Origin of the sequence: Microbulbifer sp. THAF38, from assembly GCF_009363535.1 — a bacterium.
Taxonomy (GTDB): Bacteria; Pseudomonadota; Gammaproteobacteria; order Pseudomonadales; family Cellvibrionaceae; genus Microbulbifer.
In genome coordinates, this window is sequence record NZ_CP045370.1 from 13,819 (window position 1) to 28,209 (window position 14,391).

The 14,391-nt window shown below is 41.0% G+C and carries 27 protein-coding genes; all 27 read left to right on the forward strand.

Annotation, left to right across the window (positions count from 1 at the left end; genetic code table 11):
* Positions 1-18: 18 nt before the first annotated feature.
* The 27 genes from FIU95_RS20455 (at position 19) to FIU95_RS20585 (ending at position 14,389) form a co-directional block, all read left to right on the forward strand.
* Entirely contained in the window at positions 19-231 is a 213-nt protein-coding gene (locus FIU95_RS20455; RefSeq protein WP_152456496.1) for a hypothetical protein, read from the forward strand.
* A gap of 4 nt (positions 232-235) precedes the next feature.
* Positions 236-595 (forward strand): hypothetical protein, encoded by a 360-nt coding sequence (locus FIU95_RS20460; protein WP_152456497.1) that lies wholly within the window; start codon positions 236-238, stop codon positions 593-595.
* Positions 596-869: 274 nt separating this feature from the next.
* On the forward strand, positions 870-1,079 hold the full coding sequence (locus FIU95_RS20465) for a hypothetical protein (RefSeq protein WP_152456498.1): 210 nt from the start codon (positions 870-872) through the stop codon (positions 1,077-1,079).
* 12 nt (positions 1,080-1,091) lie between these two features.
* Positions 1,092-1,289, forward strand: a complete 198-nt coding sequence (locus tag FIU95_RS20470) for a hypothetical protein (RefSeq protein WP_152456499.1) — start codon at positions 1,092-1,094, stop codon at positions 1,287-1,289.
* Positions 1,290-1,399: 110 nt separating this feature from the next.
* The gene (locus FIU95_RS20475; RefSeq protein ID WP_152456500.1) at positions 1,400-1,633 is read left to right on the forward strand and encodes a hypothetical protein; all 234 of its coding nucleotides are present in this window, start codon (positions 1,400-1,402) and stop codon (positions 1,631-1,633) included.
* Positions 1,634-1,642: 9 nt separating this feature from the next.
* Positions 1,643-1,981, forward strand: a complete 339-nt coding sequence (locus FIU95_RS20480; protein WP_152456501.1) for a hypothetical protein — start codon at positions 1,643-1,645, stop codon at positions 1,979-1,981.
* A 268-nt stretch (positions 1,982-2,249) separates the two neighbouring features.
* Positions 2,250-2,786, forward strand: coding sequence for a hypothetical protein (locus FIU95_RS20485; RefSeq protein ID WP_152456502.1), 537 nt, complete (start codon positions 2,250-2,252; stop codon positions 2,784-2,786).
* Positions 2,787-2,802: 16 nt separating this feature from the next.
* Positions 2,803-3,099, forward strand: a complete 297-nt coding sequence (locus FIU95_RS20490; protein ID WP_152456503.1) for a hypothetical protein — start codon at positions 2,803-2,805, stop codon at positions 3,097-3,099.
* Between the two features lie 8 nt (positions 3,100-3,107).
* Complete coding sequence (locus FIU95_RS20495; protein WP_152456504.1) at positions 3,108-3,539, forward strand: hypothetical protein; 432 nt, start codon at positions 3,108-3,110, stop codon at positions 3,537-3,539.
* A gap of 13 nt (positions 3,540-3,552) precedes the next feature.
* A complete protein-coding gene (locus tag FIU95_RS20500) occupies positions 3,553-3,786 on the forward strand; it encodes a hypothetical protein (protein ID WP_152456505.1) in 234 nt (77 codons plus the stop codon).
* A 9-nt stretch (positions 3,787-3,795) separates the two neighbouring features.
* On the forward strand, positions 3,796-4,005 hold the full coding sequence (locus tag FIU95_RS20505) for a hypothetical protein (protein ID WP_152456506.1): 210 nt from the start codon (positions 3,796-3,798) through the stop codon (positions 4,003-4,005).
* 12 nt (positions 4,006-4,017) lie between these two features.
* Complete coding sequence (locus FIU95_RS20510) at positions 4,018-4,494, forward strand: hypothetical protein (protein ID WP_152456507.1); 477 nt, start codon at positions 4,018-4,020, stop codon at positions 4,492-4,494.
* A gap of 262 nt (positions 4,495-4,756) precedes the next feature.
* Positions 4,757-6,445 (forward strand): tetratricopeptide repeat protein, encoded by a 1,689-nt coding sequence (locus FIU95_RS20515; RefSeq protein ID WP_152456508.1) that lies wholly within the window; start codon positions 4,757-4,759, stop codon positions 6,443-6,445.
* A 130-nt stretch (positions 6,446-6,575) separates the two neighbouring features.
* The gene (locus tag FIU95_RS20520) at positions 6,576-6,926 is read left to right on the forward strand and encodes a hypothetical protein (RefSeq protein ID WP_152456509.1); all 351 of its coding nucleotides are present in this window, start codon (positions 6,576-6,578) and stop codon (positions 6,924-6,926) included.
* A 468-nt stretch (positions 6,927-7,394) separates the two neighbouring features.
* Positions 7,395-7,850 carry a hypothetical protein gene (locus tag FIU95_RS20525; protein WP_152456510.1) on the forward strand — a complete coding sequence of 152 codons (456 nt, stop codon included), beginning with the start codon at positions 7,395-7,397 and terminating at the stop codon, positions 7,848-7,850.
* Between the two features lie 119 nt (positions 7,851-7,969).
* Positions 7,970-8,590 (forward strand): hypothetical protein, encoded by a 621-nt coding sequence (locus tag FIU95_RS20530; RefSeq protein ID WP_152456511.1) that lies wholly within the window; start codon positions 7,970-7,972, stop codon positions 8,588-8,590.
* Positions 8,591-8,636: 46 nt separating this feature from the next.
* The gene (locus FIU95_RS20535) at positions 8,637-9,356 is read left to right on the forward strand and encodes a hypothetical protein (RefSeq protein WP_152456512.1); all 720 of its coding nucleotides are present in this window, start codon (positions 8,637-8,639) and stop codon (positions 9,354-9,356) included.
* Positions 9,357-9,374: 18 nt separating this feature from the next.
* A complete protein-coding gene (locus FIU95_RS20540) occupies positions 9,375-9,587 on the forward strand; it encodes a hypothetical protein (RefSeq protein ID WP_152456513.1) in 213 nt (70 codons plus the stop codon).
* A 5-nt stretch (positions 9,588-9,592) separates the two neighbouring features.
* Entirely contained in the window at positions 9,593-9,829 is a 237-nt protein-coding gene (locus tag FIU95_RS20545; protein WP_152456514.1) for a hypothetical protein, read from the forward strand.
* A 54-nt stretch (positions 9,830-9,883) separates the two neighbouring features.
* Entirely contained in the window at positions 9,884-10,426 is a 543-nt protein-coding gene (locus tag FIU95_RS20550) for a hypothetical protein (RefSeq protein ID WP_152456515.1), read from the forward strand.
* 398 nt (positions 10,427-10,824) lie between these two features.
* Positions 10,825-11,055, forward strand: a complete 231-nt coding sequence (locus FIU95_RS20555) for a hypothetical protein (protein WP_152456516.1) — start codon at positions 10,825-10,827, stop codon at positions 11,053-11,055.
* Positions 11,056-11,359: 304 nt separating this feature from the next.
* Entirely contained in the window at positions 11,360-12,412 is a 1,053-nt protein-coding gene (locus tag FIU95_RS20560; protein ID WP_152456517.1) for a hypothetical protein, read from the forward strand.
* Positions 12,413-12,432: 20 nt separating this feature from the next.
* Positions 12,433-12,714: a hypothetical protein gene (locus FIU95_RS20565; protein WP_152456518.1), complete on the forward strand. Its 282-nt coding sequence runs from the start codon at positions 12,433-12,435 to the stop codon at positions 12,712-12,714.
* 9 nt (positions 12,715-12,723) lie between these two features.
* Positions 12,724-13,131 (forward strand): hypothetical protein, encoded by a 408-nt coding sequence (locus FIU95_RS20570; RefSeq protein WP_152456519.1) that lies wholly within the window; start codon positions 12,724-12,726, stop codon positions 13,129-13,131.
* Positions 13,132-13,368: 237 nt separating this feature from the next.
* Positions 13,369-13,701, forward strand: coding sequence for a hypothetical protein (locus tag FIU95_RS20575; RefSeq protein ID WP_152456520.1), 333 nt, complete (start codon positions 13,369-13,371; stop codon positions 13,699-13,701).
* Between the two features lie 8 nt (positions 13,702-13,709).
* On the forward strand, positions 13,710-14,027 hold the full coding sequence (locus tag FIU95_RS20580) for a hypothetical protein (RefSeq protein ID WP_152456521.1): 318 nt from the start codon (positions 13,710-13,712) through the stop codon (positions 14,025-14,027).
* Positions 14,028-14,182: 155 nt separating this feature from the next.
* Positions 14,183-14,389, forward strand: a complete 207-nt coding sequence (locus FIU95_RS20585) for a hypothetical protein (RefSeq protein ID WP_152456522.1) — start codon at positions 14,183-14,185, stop codon at positions 14,387-14,389.
* Positions 14,390-14,391: the final 2 nt, after the last annotated feature.

Consider the following 14,391-nt stretch of genomic DNA (forward strand, 5'->3'; position numbering starts at 1 on the left):
CATTTGAAAGGAAGCAAAATGTCAGATTCCGATAACGGTCAATGGACCATAGAAGAACAAGATAGCTTAATCAGAGCGATAGAGTCCCGTTCCAGTATTAGCGGAATAATTGAAGAGGCTCAAAAAGAGATAAATCGTTCTGATAAATCAATTCTAAGACGGCTGAAGAAAATTGGATATTCTCCAAAAGCCGTTGGGAAATATATTGCCGGCTCAAATCTAGGTATCTAGGAGTATGATTATTGTTGATAGCCCCTTTCATGTCTCTTTCTCATCGGAGCGTGAACTTCCATCTAAAGCATGTACCGGAAAATGCAAAAAGATTTGGTGGGAGTCTGATTATGATGAGACAGATGATAAAGGCGTATGTCTTCAATGCGGTTCAAGCTTAGGTTGCGCAGTAAAAGGCGTACATTTTAAAATTGTTTATCAGGCAAACCGTAATCTTCGTGTAAAGGACTTTAAGCCATATAAGAAAATGTCTAATGAGGAAATCGAATATATGAGGGACATGATAGAAAGAGGCGTAAAAGTTAAGCATATCAGTGTAGTGAAAAGTAAGTTTATTGAGAAAGCTAAACGCGAATGGTGTTAGCCAGCTAGCAAGGATTAAGCAGGAATATGAAATTCCAGGTGATCGAAACGGCAGAGGATGCCTATAGCCATATTCAATGCCCAACCGGCAACTACGCATCATTATGTGGATTAGATGGTGATGATAATGATCCCTGGTGCACTCAAAGAATTTCTGGTTGGTCTGATAAAGTTACTTGTCCAGATTGTATTATGATTTGGAAGGTTGCCAGGTCCGTTAAACCTAAAAGTATTTCCCAGAAGTAAGAAAGGGCATTTAAGGAGATCATAGGAATATGAAGAACAAACTATTTAGAAAAGGACTTCCTTACTTCGCGGTTCTCATGACCATTTTTTCTGCTTGCGCGGCAGGATTCACAGCTAGCTTTTCGATGCCGCTTGCGGTGTTGATTCTAATCATAACCCTTTTGCAAGGAATCGGTTATACGTGGGTTAGAGAGAAGATAATCAAGCCACTCGAAATAAAAGAAGCATTACAAACCTAGCTAGGTGGGAATATGACAGTTTTTGGAATACCGTTTAGGAAACCGGATCAGAAAGACTTGCTTGTTATCAGTCTGATCATTTTAGGAATGCTGGCCATAAGTATTCCTCTGGCAGACGCCATCGAGGTAAAACCTCAGACACTCTTGGCCATGGACCATGGCTGGAGCTTCTGGTGGCTTTCTCAGTGCATCGGGTATCCGGGCAACTGAGGGAAAGAAGCAGTTCCTAATAATTTCAATAACCGCTTTGATCTTTGCGATGTTTGGTCACTTTCTTGGGGTCTACTTACTAAAACTCATTGCCGGATAGAGGTTGGAATATGACTGAGAAGAATGAAACTCTGGACCGAGAACAAAAAGCTAAATGGGATGCTGGTGTGGCTGCCGCTAAGCAGGCAATGGCAGAGTCAGACAGACCAATTATGTTAATGGATGAAATGTCTGGGGTGGGATTGGAGCCAGATATAGAGGCGATGGGCTGGAATTCTGTCTGGGCCTCCGAAGAAAACAGTGCTCGCTGGACAGCATCTAGCCAGAACACTGATAAGGTTTAAGGTAGGAATATGGCAATCTATCAATGCTTAACTTGTGAAGCGCCAATACAGCAGAGAACAGCTAAATTCTGTACCCAGTGTGGCAATAAAATTGCAGAGCCTGTGCCGCAAGAGTTTCTCATTGATGGGAAACGCGAAAGGATTAGCCTGTCAAAGCTTGGTTTTATTGTAGTTTGGATTGCTGGAGCGGTAGCATTGATTTCCAATTCAGAATCATCAAGCACCCCTGTAATCACTGCCGGGATAATTGGTCTTGTGATGGGAGGTCTTTACCTGTCGTTGAGTGGACCACTAAAGGTGGTTACCCCAATATTAATCGATAAGCGTAAGATTATTTGTGAAAACTAAGGTTGGAATATGTAGGACTACTGTATTGAATGCAAAGATACAATCTATCCAGATGATGAATCTGTTTCTGTTGACACTGATCATTATCACTTTGAGTGTTCTGAAACGGTTACAAATAGAATTTACAAGGACGGTTATCAATCCGCATTAAATGGTGTTTCTGAATCTATGAATCCTCATAAGGAATTAAGCCAGTATCATTCAGAGTTTTGGTCAGATGGACACACTAACGGATTAAGGGATTTAAAATCAAAGGCTAGGTAGGAATATGATCGAAAGTGAATTTTTCGGAATTGATCTTGATAAAATACCAAGCGAGAAGTTTTACCACGGTTTTGATGATCCCTCACTGTTAGATCAACGATGCCCCTCCCTTGTTATAGCTGCTATTAAAAAGGTACCAAGTAAAGCCCCTGATTGGTTCCTAGCAACACAAGACTGCGATGGATTTGGTTGCGGTTCAAAATCTGCTGCGATTCTTCCGCTAACGATCAGGACGGAAGTAAAAGACGACCTAATCAAAATTGTTAATGAAGACTTTGCCGGCGAAAGTGGGTTAGATTACTTTCAGGTAATGGCGAAAGATAAAGCTACCGACATCAGAGAGGCATATCTTACTGCTATCAATAATATCGGGCTCTCTTGTAGCAAGGAACTTTCAGATTTGCTTACCCAGGCACTTTACCCAATAGATGCAACTACTGAAAATCTAAGGACTTTATCTGGTGATCAGGTAGATTTGAATAGTCTTGTTAAGGAATGTACCGATCTTTGCATATTTATCGTTGGTGATAATTGCGACTAAAGGAATAGGTGGGAATATGACAGTTTTTGGAATACCGTTTAGGAAACCGGATCAGAAAGACTTGCTTGTTATCAGTCTGATCATTTTAGGAATGCTGGCCATAAATATTACTCTGGCAGACGCCATCGAGGTAAAACCTCAGACACTCTTGGCGTGTACGATGGCTGGAGCTTCTGGTGGCTTACTCAGTGCATCGGGTATCCGGGGATCTGAGGGAAAGAAGCAGCTCCTAATAATTTCAATAACCGCTTTGATCTTTGGGATGTTTGGGCACTTTCTTGGAGTCTACCTACTAAAACTCATTGCCGGATAGAGGTTGGAATGATGAAAACACAACGCGAAAGGGATGACGAGAGAATTGCTAGCGTCTCTAAAATGGTAACCTTTGCCCGGCCCTCTTTTGTCCGTTTAGTATTTTTCTCTTTAATTTCTATGGTTTTTGCTGTTTATCAACTTTCGATGAGTGACGGGGTTGCTTCTATTTTTGTAAGTATCCTTTTTTCGGTCTCAATGCTCATTGCGCTGATCGAGTCAGCAAGGTTTGGATATATCTATGACGAGGCTTACGGGGGATGGAAATCGAGTACATGTATCGTCATAGGTTTTATAGTCGTATTCATTCTCCATAGAATTTTTGACTATCTTGGGTGGACTCCAACACACCGCACGCTGGGCTGGAGTATTGCCCTTTGGTTTGGCTTAATCCTTGGAGTCTTACTGTCGCAGGTCAATAAAGGTGATGGAAAACAGTAGATGAGAGTGGAATATGACTGAGAAGAATGAAACTCTGGACCCAGAACAAAAAGCTAAATGGGATGCTGGTGTGGCTGCCGCTAAGCAGGCAATGGCAGAGTCAGGCAGACCAATTATGTTAATGGATGAAATGTCTGGGGTGGGATTGGAGCCAGATATAGAGGCGATGGGCTGGAATTCTGTCTGGGCCTCCGAAGAAAACAGTGCTCGCTGGACAGCATCTAGCCAGAACACTGATAAGGTTTAAGGTAGGAATATGAAGAACAAACTATTTAGAATAGGACTTCCTTACTTCGCAGTTCTCATGACCATTTTTTCCGCTTGCGCGGCAGGATTCACAGCTAGCTTTTCGATGCCGCTTGCGTTGTTGATTCTAAGCATAACCCTTTTGCAAGGAATCGGTTATACGTGGGTTAGAGAGAAGATAATCAAGCCACTTGAAATAAAAGAATCATTACAAGCCTAGCTAGGTGGGAATATGCCGAAATCGGTCGCGTACAATGGTGAGGTAAGGGAGCTGCATACAGAAGATCATGTGCTTCCATTTTTTGAGGCGTACATGGAAAGTAGAGTAGAGAAGAATTTGTATCGGAGTAATAAATCCTGGTATCGTCATTCTGATCCTGAAAGCCACTTTTTCCTGAATGATAGAGAAAATCCCTTTAAATTGTCGCCCAGAAGCAAGGGCTCAAGTGATTATCAGCCAGTATCGATGAACTCTAAGCTGAAACAGCTGATTACGAATACCTCTATTCAAGGTGCCAGACCATCCTCTTTTCGCGACACGTTTATTAAAAACATGTATGAGGCTGGCTGCGGGTATAAAGATCTTATGGCAGTAAGTGGTATCAAGGGGAAGGAAACACTGGACCGAAAAATTCGACCAAGAGAAAGAGAGTTGGAGAAGATATTTAAAGATCTATTTGGTAAAGTCAGAGTTCCAAAAGCTAACTAATACGGAGATTGGGAATATCTGTTTTAGGAAAGAATTTGGTGATGCTTACAGGAAAAAAATCATCCCTTGTTAAGCGATCATATAAATTCGCCAAATTTACTCGAGGAGATATAGGGCAGCGCAGGAAATACACTAAGGAGCCAAGTCTTATGAGATCAACTAAATGGTTGCCCACAGGAAATACTGCATCCGATGAATATTCCGTATTAAAATTCAAATACTAGAAAATTACTATAAAGATAAATCTATATCCGGAGGGATTATGTCAATTTTTAAGGCCGCATTTCGTCTGTTGCTTTTGAATTATTCGGCTAACCAATCTTTCGTAACCAGAATACCATATGCTTTTTTCATTGCATCTGTATTGCTCATGTCCTCATGCCAGCGAGCTTCTGAAGAAACTTTAGCTTGTTTGAAGTTGGCGGAACACCCGGCCAATCCAGACAAGCCTGCAGGCGTAACTGGGATTCCCTATTACAGCATAAACCTTGATTCTGCCACTAAGGCTTGCGACCACGCATTAAAAATTGATCCAAATAATTCGCAGGTGCGACTCGCCAAAGCTAGGACTGAGCTTGCAAAAGGAAATGTTGAGAAAGGCAAACAATTACTAGAAGAGTTATCGCTAGATGGAAATCCATTCACAATATGGCTATTGGCTCAACTTTATCTTTCCAATGAAAATGAACATGATAAAGGTTTTGACTTAGTAAAATCTCTTTCTTTGAAAGGTTTTGGCGAGGCCAGCTTCACACTTTATACAATCTATCTTAATGGATTAGGTGCGCGTGGGCCCGATCATGAAAAAGCAAAATTATATTTGAAAAAAGCTGCTGCAGATAAAAGCATATTTGCTGAATTTGAATTATTTAAACACTACTCTGACGACAATTCCGAGCTGTTTAAGAGAGATACAGTCAAGGCAAAGAAATGGCTCGAAAAGTCAGTATCTCGCGATTGGGCGCCTGCACTTACGTCATTAGGAAATATGTATGCAACTGGAAGTGATGATTATAAGCAGGATAAATATAAGGCTTTTAAATTGCACGTTAAAGCGGCCAAAATGTGGTCTCCAGAATCGCAGTATTATGTTGCCATGGAATATTTTAATGGCGGGGTAGTAGATATTAATACTCGCATGGGGAAAGACTGGCTTATTAAAGCAGCATATTCAGGCCATGTAGAGGCCGAGATTCAATTGGCCAAAATATATGAAAAAGATCATGACTTTGATCTTGCTGAAAAGATGTTTGCAACAGCGGCAAAAAATGGAAGTAACGAGGCAGAATATCATCTGTATAGGATTAAGTCAGATCCTTTAAATCCTTTGCCATTTGAGTTTGAAGAGGGGTTGAACTGGTTAAAAAAGTCGGCTGAATCAAACTTTGCACTTGCTCAATATGAACTTGGCAAACATTATACTTTGAGCCATTACTGGAATTTCGAGGAGGCCCGAAAATGGTTATTAATGGCTTTTTCTCATAGAGAAAATTTGGCACCTATTAAAGCAAGTATTCTACGAGACACATTGAAACGGTTATCCTATTTTGATGAAAATAGGAATTTTAATTTCGAGAAAGCACTGAATGACAGCAATTTTAGAAGTGATTATGAGTATGGAGATGATAAATACCTGAGAAACTTTATTGATGACTTGAAAACTTATCGCGAAAGTTGCGATAGAGTGACAGGCGTTGAATTTTCTGAACTTGCGACAGGTTACGCTAGTCCTTGGGGGGAATCCTCACCATTACTTAACATAAGGATTATAGCCATAAAGAGCTCCTGCTTATATCAGTGGCGAGATACCAGAAAAATTAGTGAAGGGACAGTTGTAGTTATGTATGCATACGATGACAGGGGGGTTGAATGCAAAGCGTTGGCCAGCCCTAATCAATTTCAAAACATAGTCAAAGAGATGCGCGACTGCAACGTTGAATTAAGCATCTAAGAGGGTTCCCATAGGTAGGAATATGAATGAACAGCCACAATGGCAACTGGACATCTATCTCAAGCTATATCGGGCTGGTTATAGGTTGGTTCGTGAACCTGAACCAAGCATTAAAGTATAGGTTGCCAATATGAAATCCAATGCCTCTAACAAGATGATCTTTGGTTTTGATTTACCAATACAACGTATACGGCTTTGGGAAATACGGCAAGTGTTCAGATTGGCCGGACTATCCATTACTGAATTTGCCTTTCATCTAGGCTACATCGGCATAGGTTTACCTCGCAAATTCCGTAAAGTTTTCGCCAAATCGAAAATCCACCGATCCTGGTTTTCATCGTACACTGGGGCCGCCATTGCTAACGTTGTTGAGCGCGAAGAATGGCGAAAACCACCCATAGACCCCTATGATGGGTACTCCGATGAAGAGCTGCGACAAGCTAACAAAGCCCCAGCTTGGGAAGTCATGAAGAGTAGATAGAATAGTAAATGAGCAATTTATAAAACTTAATCAATCAGCACAAAGAAGATATCGAAAGGCACAAGGTAGCAAAGCTTTCTGTAAAGCCTGATGTTTTAAGTGAGCATTTAGAAGCATTCATCCGCGCCATTGACGCAGACGAACGGTGTAACGGCCTAAACATTCGCGTGGCAACTGTAAAGCCTTTCGGTGCCGACGATTTTATAATCTCAATCAATCTGGGAATGAATGGTTATTCTCACACAGTCAGGACTGATGGCAAGCTTGATCGTTATTTTCAGTGTCAACCCTCTGAGGTAGTTAATGGTGGAGTTGAGGTCTTAAAGCCCGCACTTCATGTTCGTTGCGACTAAAAGGAATAGTGGAATATGATATTTACATGATAGATGAGTATCGCTTATGCATGCAATCTAGTAATATTGTATTAAAATATTTAGTTTCTTTTTTTGATAGATTTTGGATTTTAAAGTGGATGACATAGTAAAACGGGCTGACACAATCAAAAAGTGTGAAAACCTTATTTCTAATGCGAAAGCAAATGGTCGAGAAGATGTAGCAAAGCAGGCTGTGGAGCGTATCTTACAAATTCGAGCAGAGGCTCATGGGGCTGAAACTGTGGCAGAGGTAGAAGCATTACAAGCTGTATATGCCTATGAAAAGGTACTGAGCGCAAAAAATGGTAAAAGCACAAAGGCATCGAGGACATGGCCTATGATTAAGCGCCACGGCATTGTTGGTGCTGTAGAGCGAGCAGTTAATAGGCCGAAAGAAACAAAAGGGTATCATGCTTTAGTTGAAATGGGATTAGAACAGCATGCATTTGAGGCAGTAATACTTCGACATCCTGATGTGTTTTCTGAAGAGGCGATAGAAATTTCTAAACAGCGTTTAAGTGAATGGAATTCTACTAATTGTGTTGACTAGGCTGGCGATGATAAAGCTAATTGTATGCATTATAGATAAAGTCTAAAAAAAGAATCACAAAAAATTTCAAGATCTTGTACAGCAGTTATATTCTAAAATTGGTAAATTGGAGTCTATGAATGATTGAAGAGGTTTTTCCTCACGTGGGTGAAATTTTACTTGAAAGGATATTGAATGAGGAAAAATCGTTAGTCGCCAATATTCTAAATATTGAACAAAATAAAATTCGAGCCGTGTATAGGCAGCTACCATTAGAGTTTTATGATGCCCCTGTAATATTTGACGGGTTTTCTACTTTAGATTTGGGTGTACTTTTAACAGGCGGACAAGTTGTTCCTATAGAGGTGAAATTAGGCCGTTATGGCCTAGCCAGAGCTTCTGTTAATACAATGCTTAGCCCTTGTTCAATTTCTGCGCATACTTCTGAGAATCGAGTTTCAGGCAAGCTATTCGCGATTTTAAATCGGAATTTTAGCACAAAGTTAACTGAAATCATTTCTGACGCTGAGCTATGTACAAGAATTAACGGAGAGGTTCATCCTATAACTGATATTTGGGTTATTGTTGCAAGGAATAGTGTTATTTATTCTTGGCAGAAATTGCCACCGGATTTCAATGGTAAGCAGAGAGTAATTAGCATTGAATCTATTTGCTCTAGCTACGGAGAGCATAGATTTAATGAGCTGGTTGGTGACATCTTTTCCGGAGTAAACTACTACAACATGTGGTTCCCTCAATAAAACAAGTAATTTACTACATGTATGAGACAACGAAGGTTATTGGGATATGAAAAGCAAAAATAAAAAGACGATATATTGTTTAGAATATGCATCTCTTCCTGTCGGATCTTCGGATATGGGGGATATCGAGTTCTGTAGATTCTATATAGGACATACCTCCCGTCCTACCGTGCAACGAGAAGGCGAACATCGTAGAGCAGCAGCTAACGGTGATCACCGTGATGTTTATGTATATATCCGTGAGCTTGAGAATCGCGGAATTACCTGGAACCTAGAGACCTTGCATGAGGTGGCTCCTGATGATGATCGACCATGGGAACTATGGGCTGTAATTGAAGCAATACGTGAAGGCCATGATTTGAGAAATATGCGCCAGGGTGATTCAGCAGGTTTTAGCCTAGATGAACGTGAAGTACTGGCCAGCGATCAAGGCATTCAATCCGTTGACGATATAGAGCCGGGTATCATGCGCCTACAGAAGCGAATGAAATCACAAAATCCTATACATCCAAAGCGCCAGGATGACGCCAACTTTACCGCTTCACTCAAAACACAAGTTGTGGCAATTCTCAGTCAGCTGAAATTCCTTCGGTACGTAACTGAAAGTGTTCAGGGTGAAGAAAAAGTATGGGAGGTGTATACCTTGACGAGTGAAGCTAAAGAAATCTTTGCAGAGCGTGGTATGGATAGGGCTGTTATTGCTAAATGCATCGCGCCCATAATACAGAAACGATTAAACAGCTTTGAAGTAACTAAAGCGTCATAGAAAAGGGACATTAGGAATATGGGTACATTAAATAACATTACTGCTGAAGAAGCAGCATGGTTAATCAAAGCAGTTCTTAATACTTCCAATAAAGATTGGGAGCCAATAGAGTTAGACCTAATAACACCTGAATATGTTTCACAGCAGATAAGTCAGCAGCGTAGTATTGAGTCCTCTTTCCAAGCCGTATTTATCAATGCTAAAGAGCTTCAAGCTAGAGAGTGTGAATAGGGAATATGAAAGTTGAGATAGAACTTAATGAGTCAACACTTCGTGCCATTAGTTATTTGAGCGATCCGGTTGATGGAAAAAGTTTATCAGCAGAAGAAGTAATGCAGGCTCTAGCTGATGACCTTGGTATGACAAATTCTCGCCCAGGCTCTTGGGAAGGATCTAATATGCAACGGGTTATTGATGGCCATGGATGGGAGGAAAATATAAGACGAGAGGACTCTTCTTTCAGTACTAAATAATCCGAATGCTGGCTAGATGGAAAATAAGGAGATCATGGGGTATGAGGAGGGATCATGGCTAAGTTGTTGGCGATTGTTGAAGTCGAGAAGATTAGATCCATTCGATGTTGCGCTGATGGCTGCAATAGACCCGTATATAAGCGGATACACGTTATTGAAGAAGATGATAGATCCATCCTGGTTCTGGGCTCTAAATGTTACGGGATATTGTATAAAGGTCAGCTTTCAAGTCAGGCAGTTTACACCGGAGATTGCTCGCGAAAGTTGACAGAGGAAGAGCGCCGGCTACTCGTAGAAAATACGGAACAGTTGATCAAAGCCTTTCACCAGGAAAGAGAATCTATTTTAAATAAGTCGCCCCAGGAACCTCAACGTATATTAGTGGCGGGTAAGCAGGGTTGTGGAAAGCAAGATGATAATTTTGGAAGGACGGTTAAATGCCATTTCTGTGGTGAACCCATGATAACTCAGTTACCACACACGCCTGCTATTGGTTTCAAATGCCAGCAATGTAAAGCCAATGACGTGACGATTTCTCTTGCGACGCGAAGGAAGAATGCTTTGCGCCGGAGCAAGCATTTAACCAGCAATGAATAGGTGGGAATATGCCAGAGTTTATTCAGTATGGCCTACAAGAAAATTCACTAAAAAAGTTAGTCGCATCTGGTCGAGTTATGGAATTCGAGTTAGAGGAAGTTAAACCGAAGAAGGCCGCCAAATCACGTTGTTTTCATCTATGGATAATAGATGCTTCCGATTCAAGTAGACCGCGCTATCTTCTAATGCTTACCGGGCGTCCTGGAGCTAAAGTTTTCCGAAGTGTTGACCGAGCAGTTGGATATGTCGAAGAGATAAGCCTCGGTAGCAGAAAATTAAAGGTAACTGGATTGATTAGATCTACTGAAGCTCAATCAAATTAGATGGCGTAGGAATATGAATATTTTTGAAGGATATCAATTTTTGCATATATTCAACTAACAATTGGAAGGCTGAACATGAATATTAAGTTGACTTTTATTATTGCGCTCTCTCTCCTCCTCGCTGCTTGTGGTGATGAAGATTGTCCCATTCCATCCATAGCAGTAGAGACACCATCTGGTGTTATTTATGTGTCTTCAGAGAGGGACGCAAAGATTGTTATTTCCATGGTCGAGGAAGCCAAGAAGTATAAGAAAATCAAAGTTGGCGAAATCGGTGCAAGGGATATAACAAAATCTGGATACTAGTGGTCTAAGCGGTTAATTCTGTAACGGTTGGTCCTCATACTTGACCAGAATTAGGCTTTAAAATCAGCACGAAAATAAAAATATATTTTTCCAGTTACATTACTTTCCGCATGGACCGCTAGACAAGGGCTAAGCAACTCTAAAAGGATTAAGGTGGGAATATGACAACTGTTACAGTTGGCGATCAACTTTCTTTATCGTCTGGAAAAATACACCACCATATAATGCTGCTTGGTGGCCAAGAGTATTGAGTAGCCTCACTTACGTTACCTACTCGTCGTAAATACAAATATGGTAATTGCGTATGGCAAATTCTACTGGTACGAACTTCATAAGCAATGTAAAAAGCCTCGAAGATTTGGAACATAATTGTAGTAACTACCTAGAACTTAGAGAACGGCAGAAGGGTGGGGGTTCGGCTTACGCTTATCAGTGTTTGCTTTGTGGTGTAGCTGTAGGTCAAGAGGTATCCAAGAAAAGTATTTCATCTAAACCACTTCCGTTTGATGAAGAAATTGGAGAACTCTATAGCGGCGTGATACTTAGGTTTCTTGAAGAGATGAGGAAACAACGGATAGAGAAGCATCCTCCACTCCCACCACCAGAACCGACGGTTGATATTTATGCTGTTTTCAAAGAGCAAATCGACCAAGTAATTGAGGGAGTTAGAGATGACCATCCTCATAGTGAAATTGATCACCTATTTCATCGTTATTTGACTGAGCAACGTGAGAGTTATCTTAGTGCATATAGAAGTCCTTGGTCTGATGAGGATGATTTAAAGTGCTGGTTCAAGCGTGTTTTTTCTTGTTGGTTTGAAATTTTTGAAGAGGTTTGGGGGGAGGCGAAGTTTAATTGGGGTATTGAGCGAATACGGATTGATTTTGTTATCCGCCCCAAGCCGGTATTACGGAATGCTGGATTTGCCGATCAATACATGGGGGTTGAAGTTAAGTTCTTTGATCCTAGGCCGGGGAAAAATTTTGGTAGAAAATCCTCAAGGGCTATGTTCCAGGCGTTTAGCTATTCATATGGGGAAACTATTTGGGATGTTAACAGCGGACACAGAGTCAAACTCTCATCGGTGTTAATGTTCAGTAATCTCTCCTTTAATGAAGATCGCCAGTACATTTTTAATTCATATGATCGTCGTAATCGCTGCCTCTGGGAAAATCACAATCTGTTAGTTAATCATGCTAATGTAGGAGAGATTCAAGTCAAATTATGGCCGAAAGGTAAGCTTTCGTGGTCTCTCAGTTTCAGTAGCGATAGCTATTTCTCTAAGGAATATGACGGTAGTCTTGTCCTTAGAAATGTTAATGTAATTAACAAAAAAAGGGCGGGTTATATCTGTTGAAATTAGGAGATCATTGGGATATGACAGTAGGGGACCCCGGTGAAATAATCGAAGCTTTCGAAGAGTATGAATTTTCGGAAGCCCAGAATGAAATCGAAGATGTTTCTGATAATTTTAAAGATGTAAATTTTGACGAAGAGGATCTTGAACCTATAAATACAGTAGCTATCCAGGCATTAACGCTTGCAGCGCGCCAGGGTGTCTCTATAGTAGTTAATCCTGATCTAAACGATGGTTGCGCGAAGATTACAGTGAGCAACGAAGTGATGTCGGATATGCTTAAAAATGGACTATTTAGATGAGATTCGAAAATGAATGAACAGCCACAATGGCAACCCATTAGTATGCTGCCCATTATCGCGGACATGATAAACGATATGCTTCAAGCCTCTCTGGAGCAGTTGGACAGTATGAGATTAGCTGTTCTGAGACCGCATGTAATGGATAACGCCACAACGTTCCGCGTGATTAAGGTGTATACCGAACAACTTAAATTTCACTGGGTGTATGAAGAGCAATTATCACGATGGACCATAGCCTCGTCCAATGATCAGCAGCGCAAAGATATTAATCGACTTATTGAGCAGGCGAAAAGACTAAGGGAGGCGGATGAAGAAATCCTAAAGCTTGCGCACACCATTGAACCAGAAACGATCGATAAAATATTAGCCACGGATGAAGTTGAGCTTGCAGGTAAAATGATAGGCAAGGACATTTAAGGTGATCACGGGTTATGGGGAGGGGTCATGGCTAAGTTGTTGGCGATTGTTGAAGTCGAGAAGAGTAGATCCATTCGATGTTGCGCTGATGGATGCAATAGACCCGTATATAATCGGATTCACGTTATTGAAGAAGATGACAGATCCATCCTGGTTCTGGGCTCTAAATGTTACTGGATATTGTATAAAGGTCAGCTTTCAAATGAGGCAGTTTACACTGGAGATAGCTCGTGAAAGTTGACAGAGGAAGAGCGTCGGCTACTCGTTGAAAATACGGAACAGTTGGTCAAAGCCTTTCACCAGGAAAGAGAATCCATTTTAAATAAGTCGGCCCAGGAACAACAACGTAGACCAGTGGCGGCTAAGCTGGATTTTGGAAAGCAAGTTGATAATCATGGAAGGACTGTTAAATGCCATTTCTGTGGTGAACCCATGATAACTCAGCTACCACAAACGCCTGCTATTGGTTTCAAATGCCAGCAATGTAAAGCCAATGATGTGACGGTTTCTCTTGCGACGCGAAATAGGATTGCTTTGCGCCGGAGCAAGCTTTTAACCAGCAAGGAATAGGTGGGAATATGTTTAAAGAACATTTTTTTTGCCCCAAAAAAGCAAAAGCCCTGCATAATTTGATATGCAGTGTATTAAGAGGTCCGCATATTCGTGACTTGACTCTCGACGAGCTTCAGTCATTTACTTATAAGGTTGGCAGGGCTTTACATAATATTCCTTTCTATTTGGCTAAAGGGGAAGAGGTTGAAGAAAGTATCTTGATCGAAATTGATCAGCTTGACCCTTCTTCGACAAAAGAAGACTGGGGACACTGGGTGAAAATATTTTGCGCGGAGTTCTCCCAAGCTATACCAGCTATAGAAGTTAGGATTTCAAGTCGATAGGAGATCAAATATTACTTTTAGGAGCTTACTGGGTAAGCTCTGAGGCTTTAATTGTAGAAATACCCACAAGGATGGGAGGAATCCTCGCATTCATAGTTGCTTGTTTTTTTTCTATGCTCATATAGAACTGAATTACCCAAAACGGACAATTTAAGATGATAAACTTAAGAAAATATCTAAAAACCCTTTACTTAAAAGACGTTTTTTATACTTCTATCCTTGCAATTATAGTTACCGGATTGGCGCGCTACGTAAGCGGTAGAGAAGTCATGAGGGATTACTTTGAGCTAGTTCTTTTGATTTCTATTGCCATGGTTAGCTTTTTAGCTGTCATTGCTAAACGTCGGCTAGGAGAGCTTTAAAG

Excerpts from the sequence above, each read along its gene's own strand:
- FIU95_RS20515 (WP_152456508.1), top strand. The coding sequence starts at position 4,757 with ATGTCAATTTTTAAGGCCGCATTTCGTCTGTTGCTTTTGAATTATTCG.
- FIU95_RS20510 (WP_152456507.1), top strand. The coding sequence starts at position 4,018 with ATGCCGAAATCGGTCGCGTACAATGGTGAGGTAAGGGAGCTGCATACA.
- FIU95_RS20545 (WP_152456514.1), top strand. The coding sequence starts at position 9,593 with ATGAAAGTTGAGATAGAACTTAATGAGTCAACACTTCGTGCCATTAGT.
- FIU95_RS20480 (WP_152456501.1), top strand. The coding sequence starts at position 1,643 with ATGGCAATCTATCAATGCTTAACTTGTGAAGCGCCAATACAGCAGAGA.
- FIU95_RS20570 (WP_152456519.1), top strand. The coding sequence starts at position 12,724 with ATGAATGAACAGCCACAATGGCAACCCATTAGTATGCTGCCCATTATC.
- FIU95_RS20560 (WP_152456517.1), top strand. The coding sequence starts at position 11,360 with ATGGCAAATTCTACTGGTACGAACTTCATAAGCAATGTAAAAAGCCTC.
- FIU95_RS20455 (WP_152456496.1), top strand. The coding sequence starts at position 19 with ATGTCAGATTCCGATAACGGTCAATGGACCATAGAAGAACAAGATAGC.
- FIU95_RS20495 (WP_152456504.1), top strand. The coding sequence starts at position 3,108 with ATGATGAAAACACAACGCGAAAGGGATGACGAGAGAATTGCTAGCGTC.
- FIU95_RS20460 (WP_152456497.1), top strand. The coding sequence starts at position 236 with ATGATTATTGTTGATAGCCCCTTTCATGTCTCTTTCTCATCGGAGCGT.
- FIU95_RS20500 (WP_152456505.1), top strand. The coding sequence starts at position 3,553 with ATGACTGAGAAGAATGAAACTCTGGACCCAGAACAAAAAGCTAAATGG.
- FIU95_RS20490 (WP_152456503.1), top strand. The coding sequence starts at position 2,803 with ATGACAGTTTTTGGAATACCGTTTAGGAAACCGGATCAGAAAGACTTG.
- FIU95_RS20585 (WP_152456522.1), top strand. The coding sequence starts at position 14,183 with ATGATAAACTTAAGAAAATATCTAAAAACCCTTTACTTAAAAGACGTT.
- FIU95_RS20535 (WP_152456512.1), top strand. The coding sequence starts at position 8,637 with ATGAAAAGCAAAAATAAAAAGACGATATATTGTTTAGAATATGCATCT.
- FIU95_RS20565 (WP_152456518.1), top strand. The coding sequence starts at position 12,433 with ATGACAGTAGGGGACCCCGGTGAAATAATCGAAGCTTTCGAAGAGTAT.
- FIU95_RS20485 (WP_152456502.1), top strand. The coding sequence starts at position 2,250 with ATGATCGAAAGTGAATTTTTCGGAATTGATCTTGATAAAATACCAAGC.
- FIU95_RS20520 (WP_152456509.1), top strand. The coding sequence starts at position 6,576 with ATGAAATCCAATGCCTCTAACAAGATGATCTTTGGTTTTGATTTACCA.
- FIU95_RS20555 (WP_152456516.1), top strand. The coding sequence starts at position 10,825 with ATGAATATTAAGTTGACTTTTATTATTGCGCTCTCTCTCCTCCTCGCT.
- FIU95_RS20530 (WP_152456511.1), top strand. The coding sequence starts at position 7,970 with ATGATTGAAGAGGTTTTTCCTCACGTGGGTGAAATTTTACTTGAAAGG.
- FIU95_RS20465 (WP_152456498.1), top strand. The coding sequence starts at position 870 with ATGAAGAACAAACTATTTAGAAAAGGACTTCCTTACTTCGCGGTTCTC.
- FIU95_RS20470 (WP_152456499.1), top strand. The coding sequence starts at position 1,092 with ATGACAGTTTTTGGAATACCGTTTAGGAAACCGGATCAGAAAGACTTG.
- FIU95_RS20550 (WP_152456515.1), top strand. The coding sequence starts at position 9,884 with ATGGCTAAGTTGTTGGCGATTGTTGAAGTCGAGAAGATTAGATCCATT.
- FIU95_RS20505 (WP_152456506.1), top strand. The coding sequence starts at position 3,796 with ATGAAGAACAAACTATTTAGAATAGGACTTCCTTACTTCGCAGTTCTC.
- FIU95_RS20475 (WP_152456500.1), top strand. The coding sequence starts at position 1,400 with ATGACTGAGAAGAATGAAACTCTGGACCGAGAACAAAAAGCTAAATGG.
- FIU95_RS20540 (WP_152456513.1), top strand. The coding sequence starts at position 9,375 with ATGGGTACATTAAATAACATTACTGCTGAAGAAGCAGCATGGTTAATC.
- FIU95_RS20580 (WP_152456521.1), top strand. The coding sequence starts at position 13,710 with ATGTTTAAAGAACATTTTTTTTGCCCCAAAAAAGCAAAAGCCCTGCAT.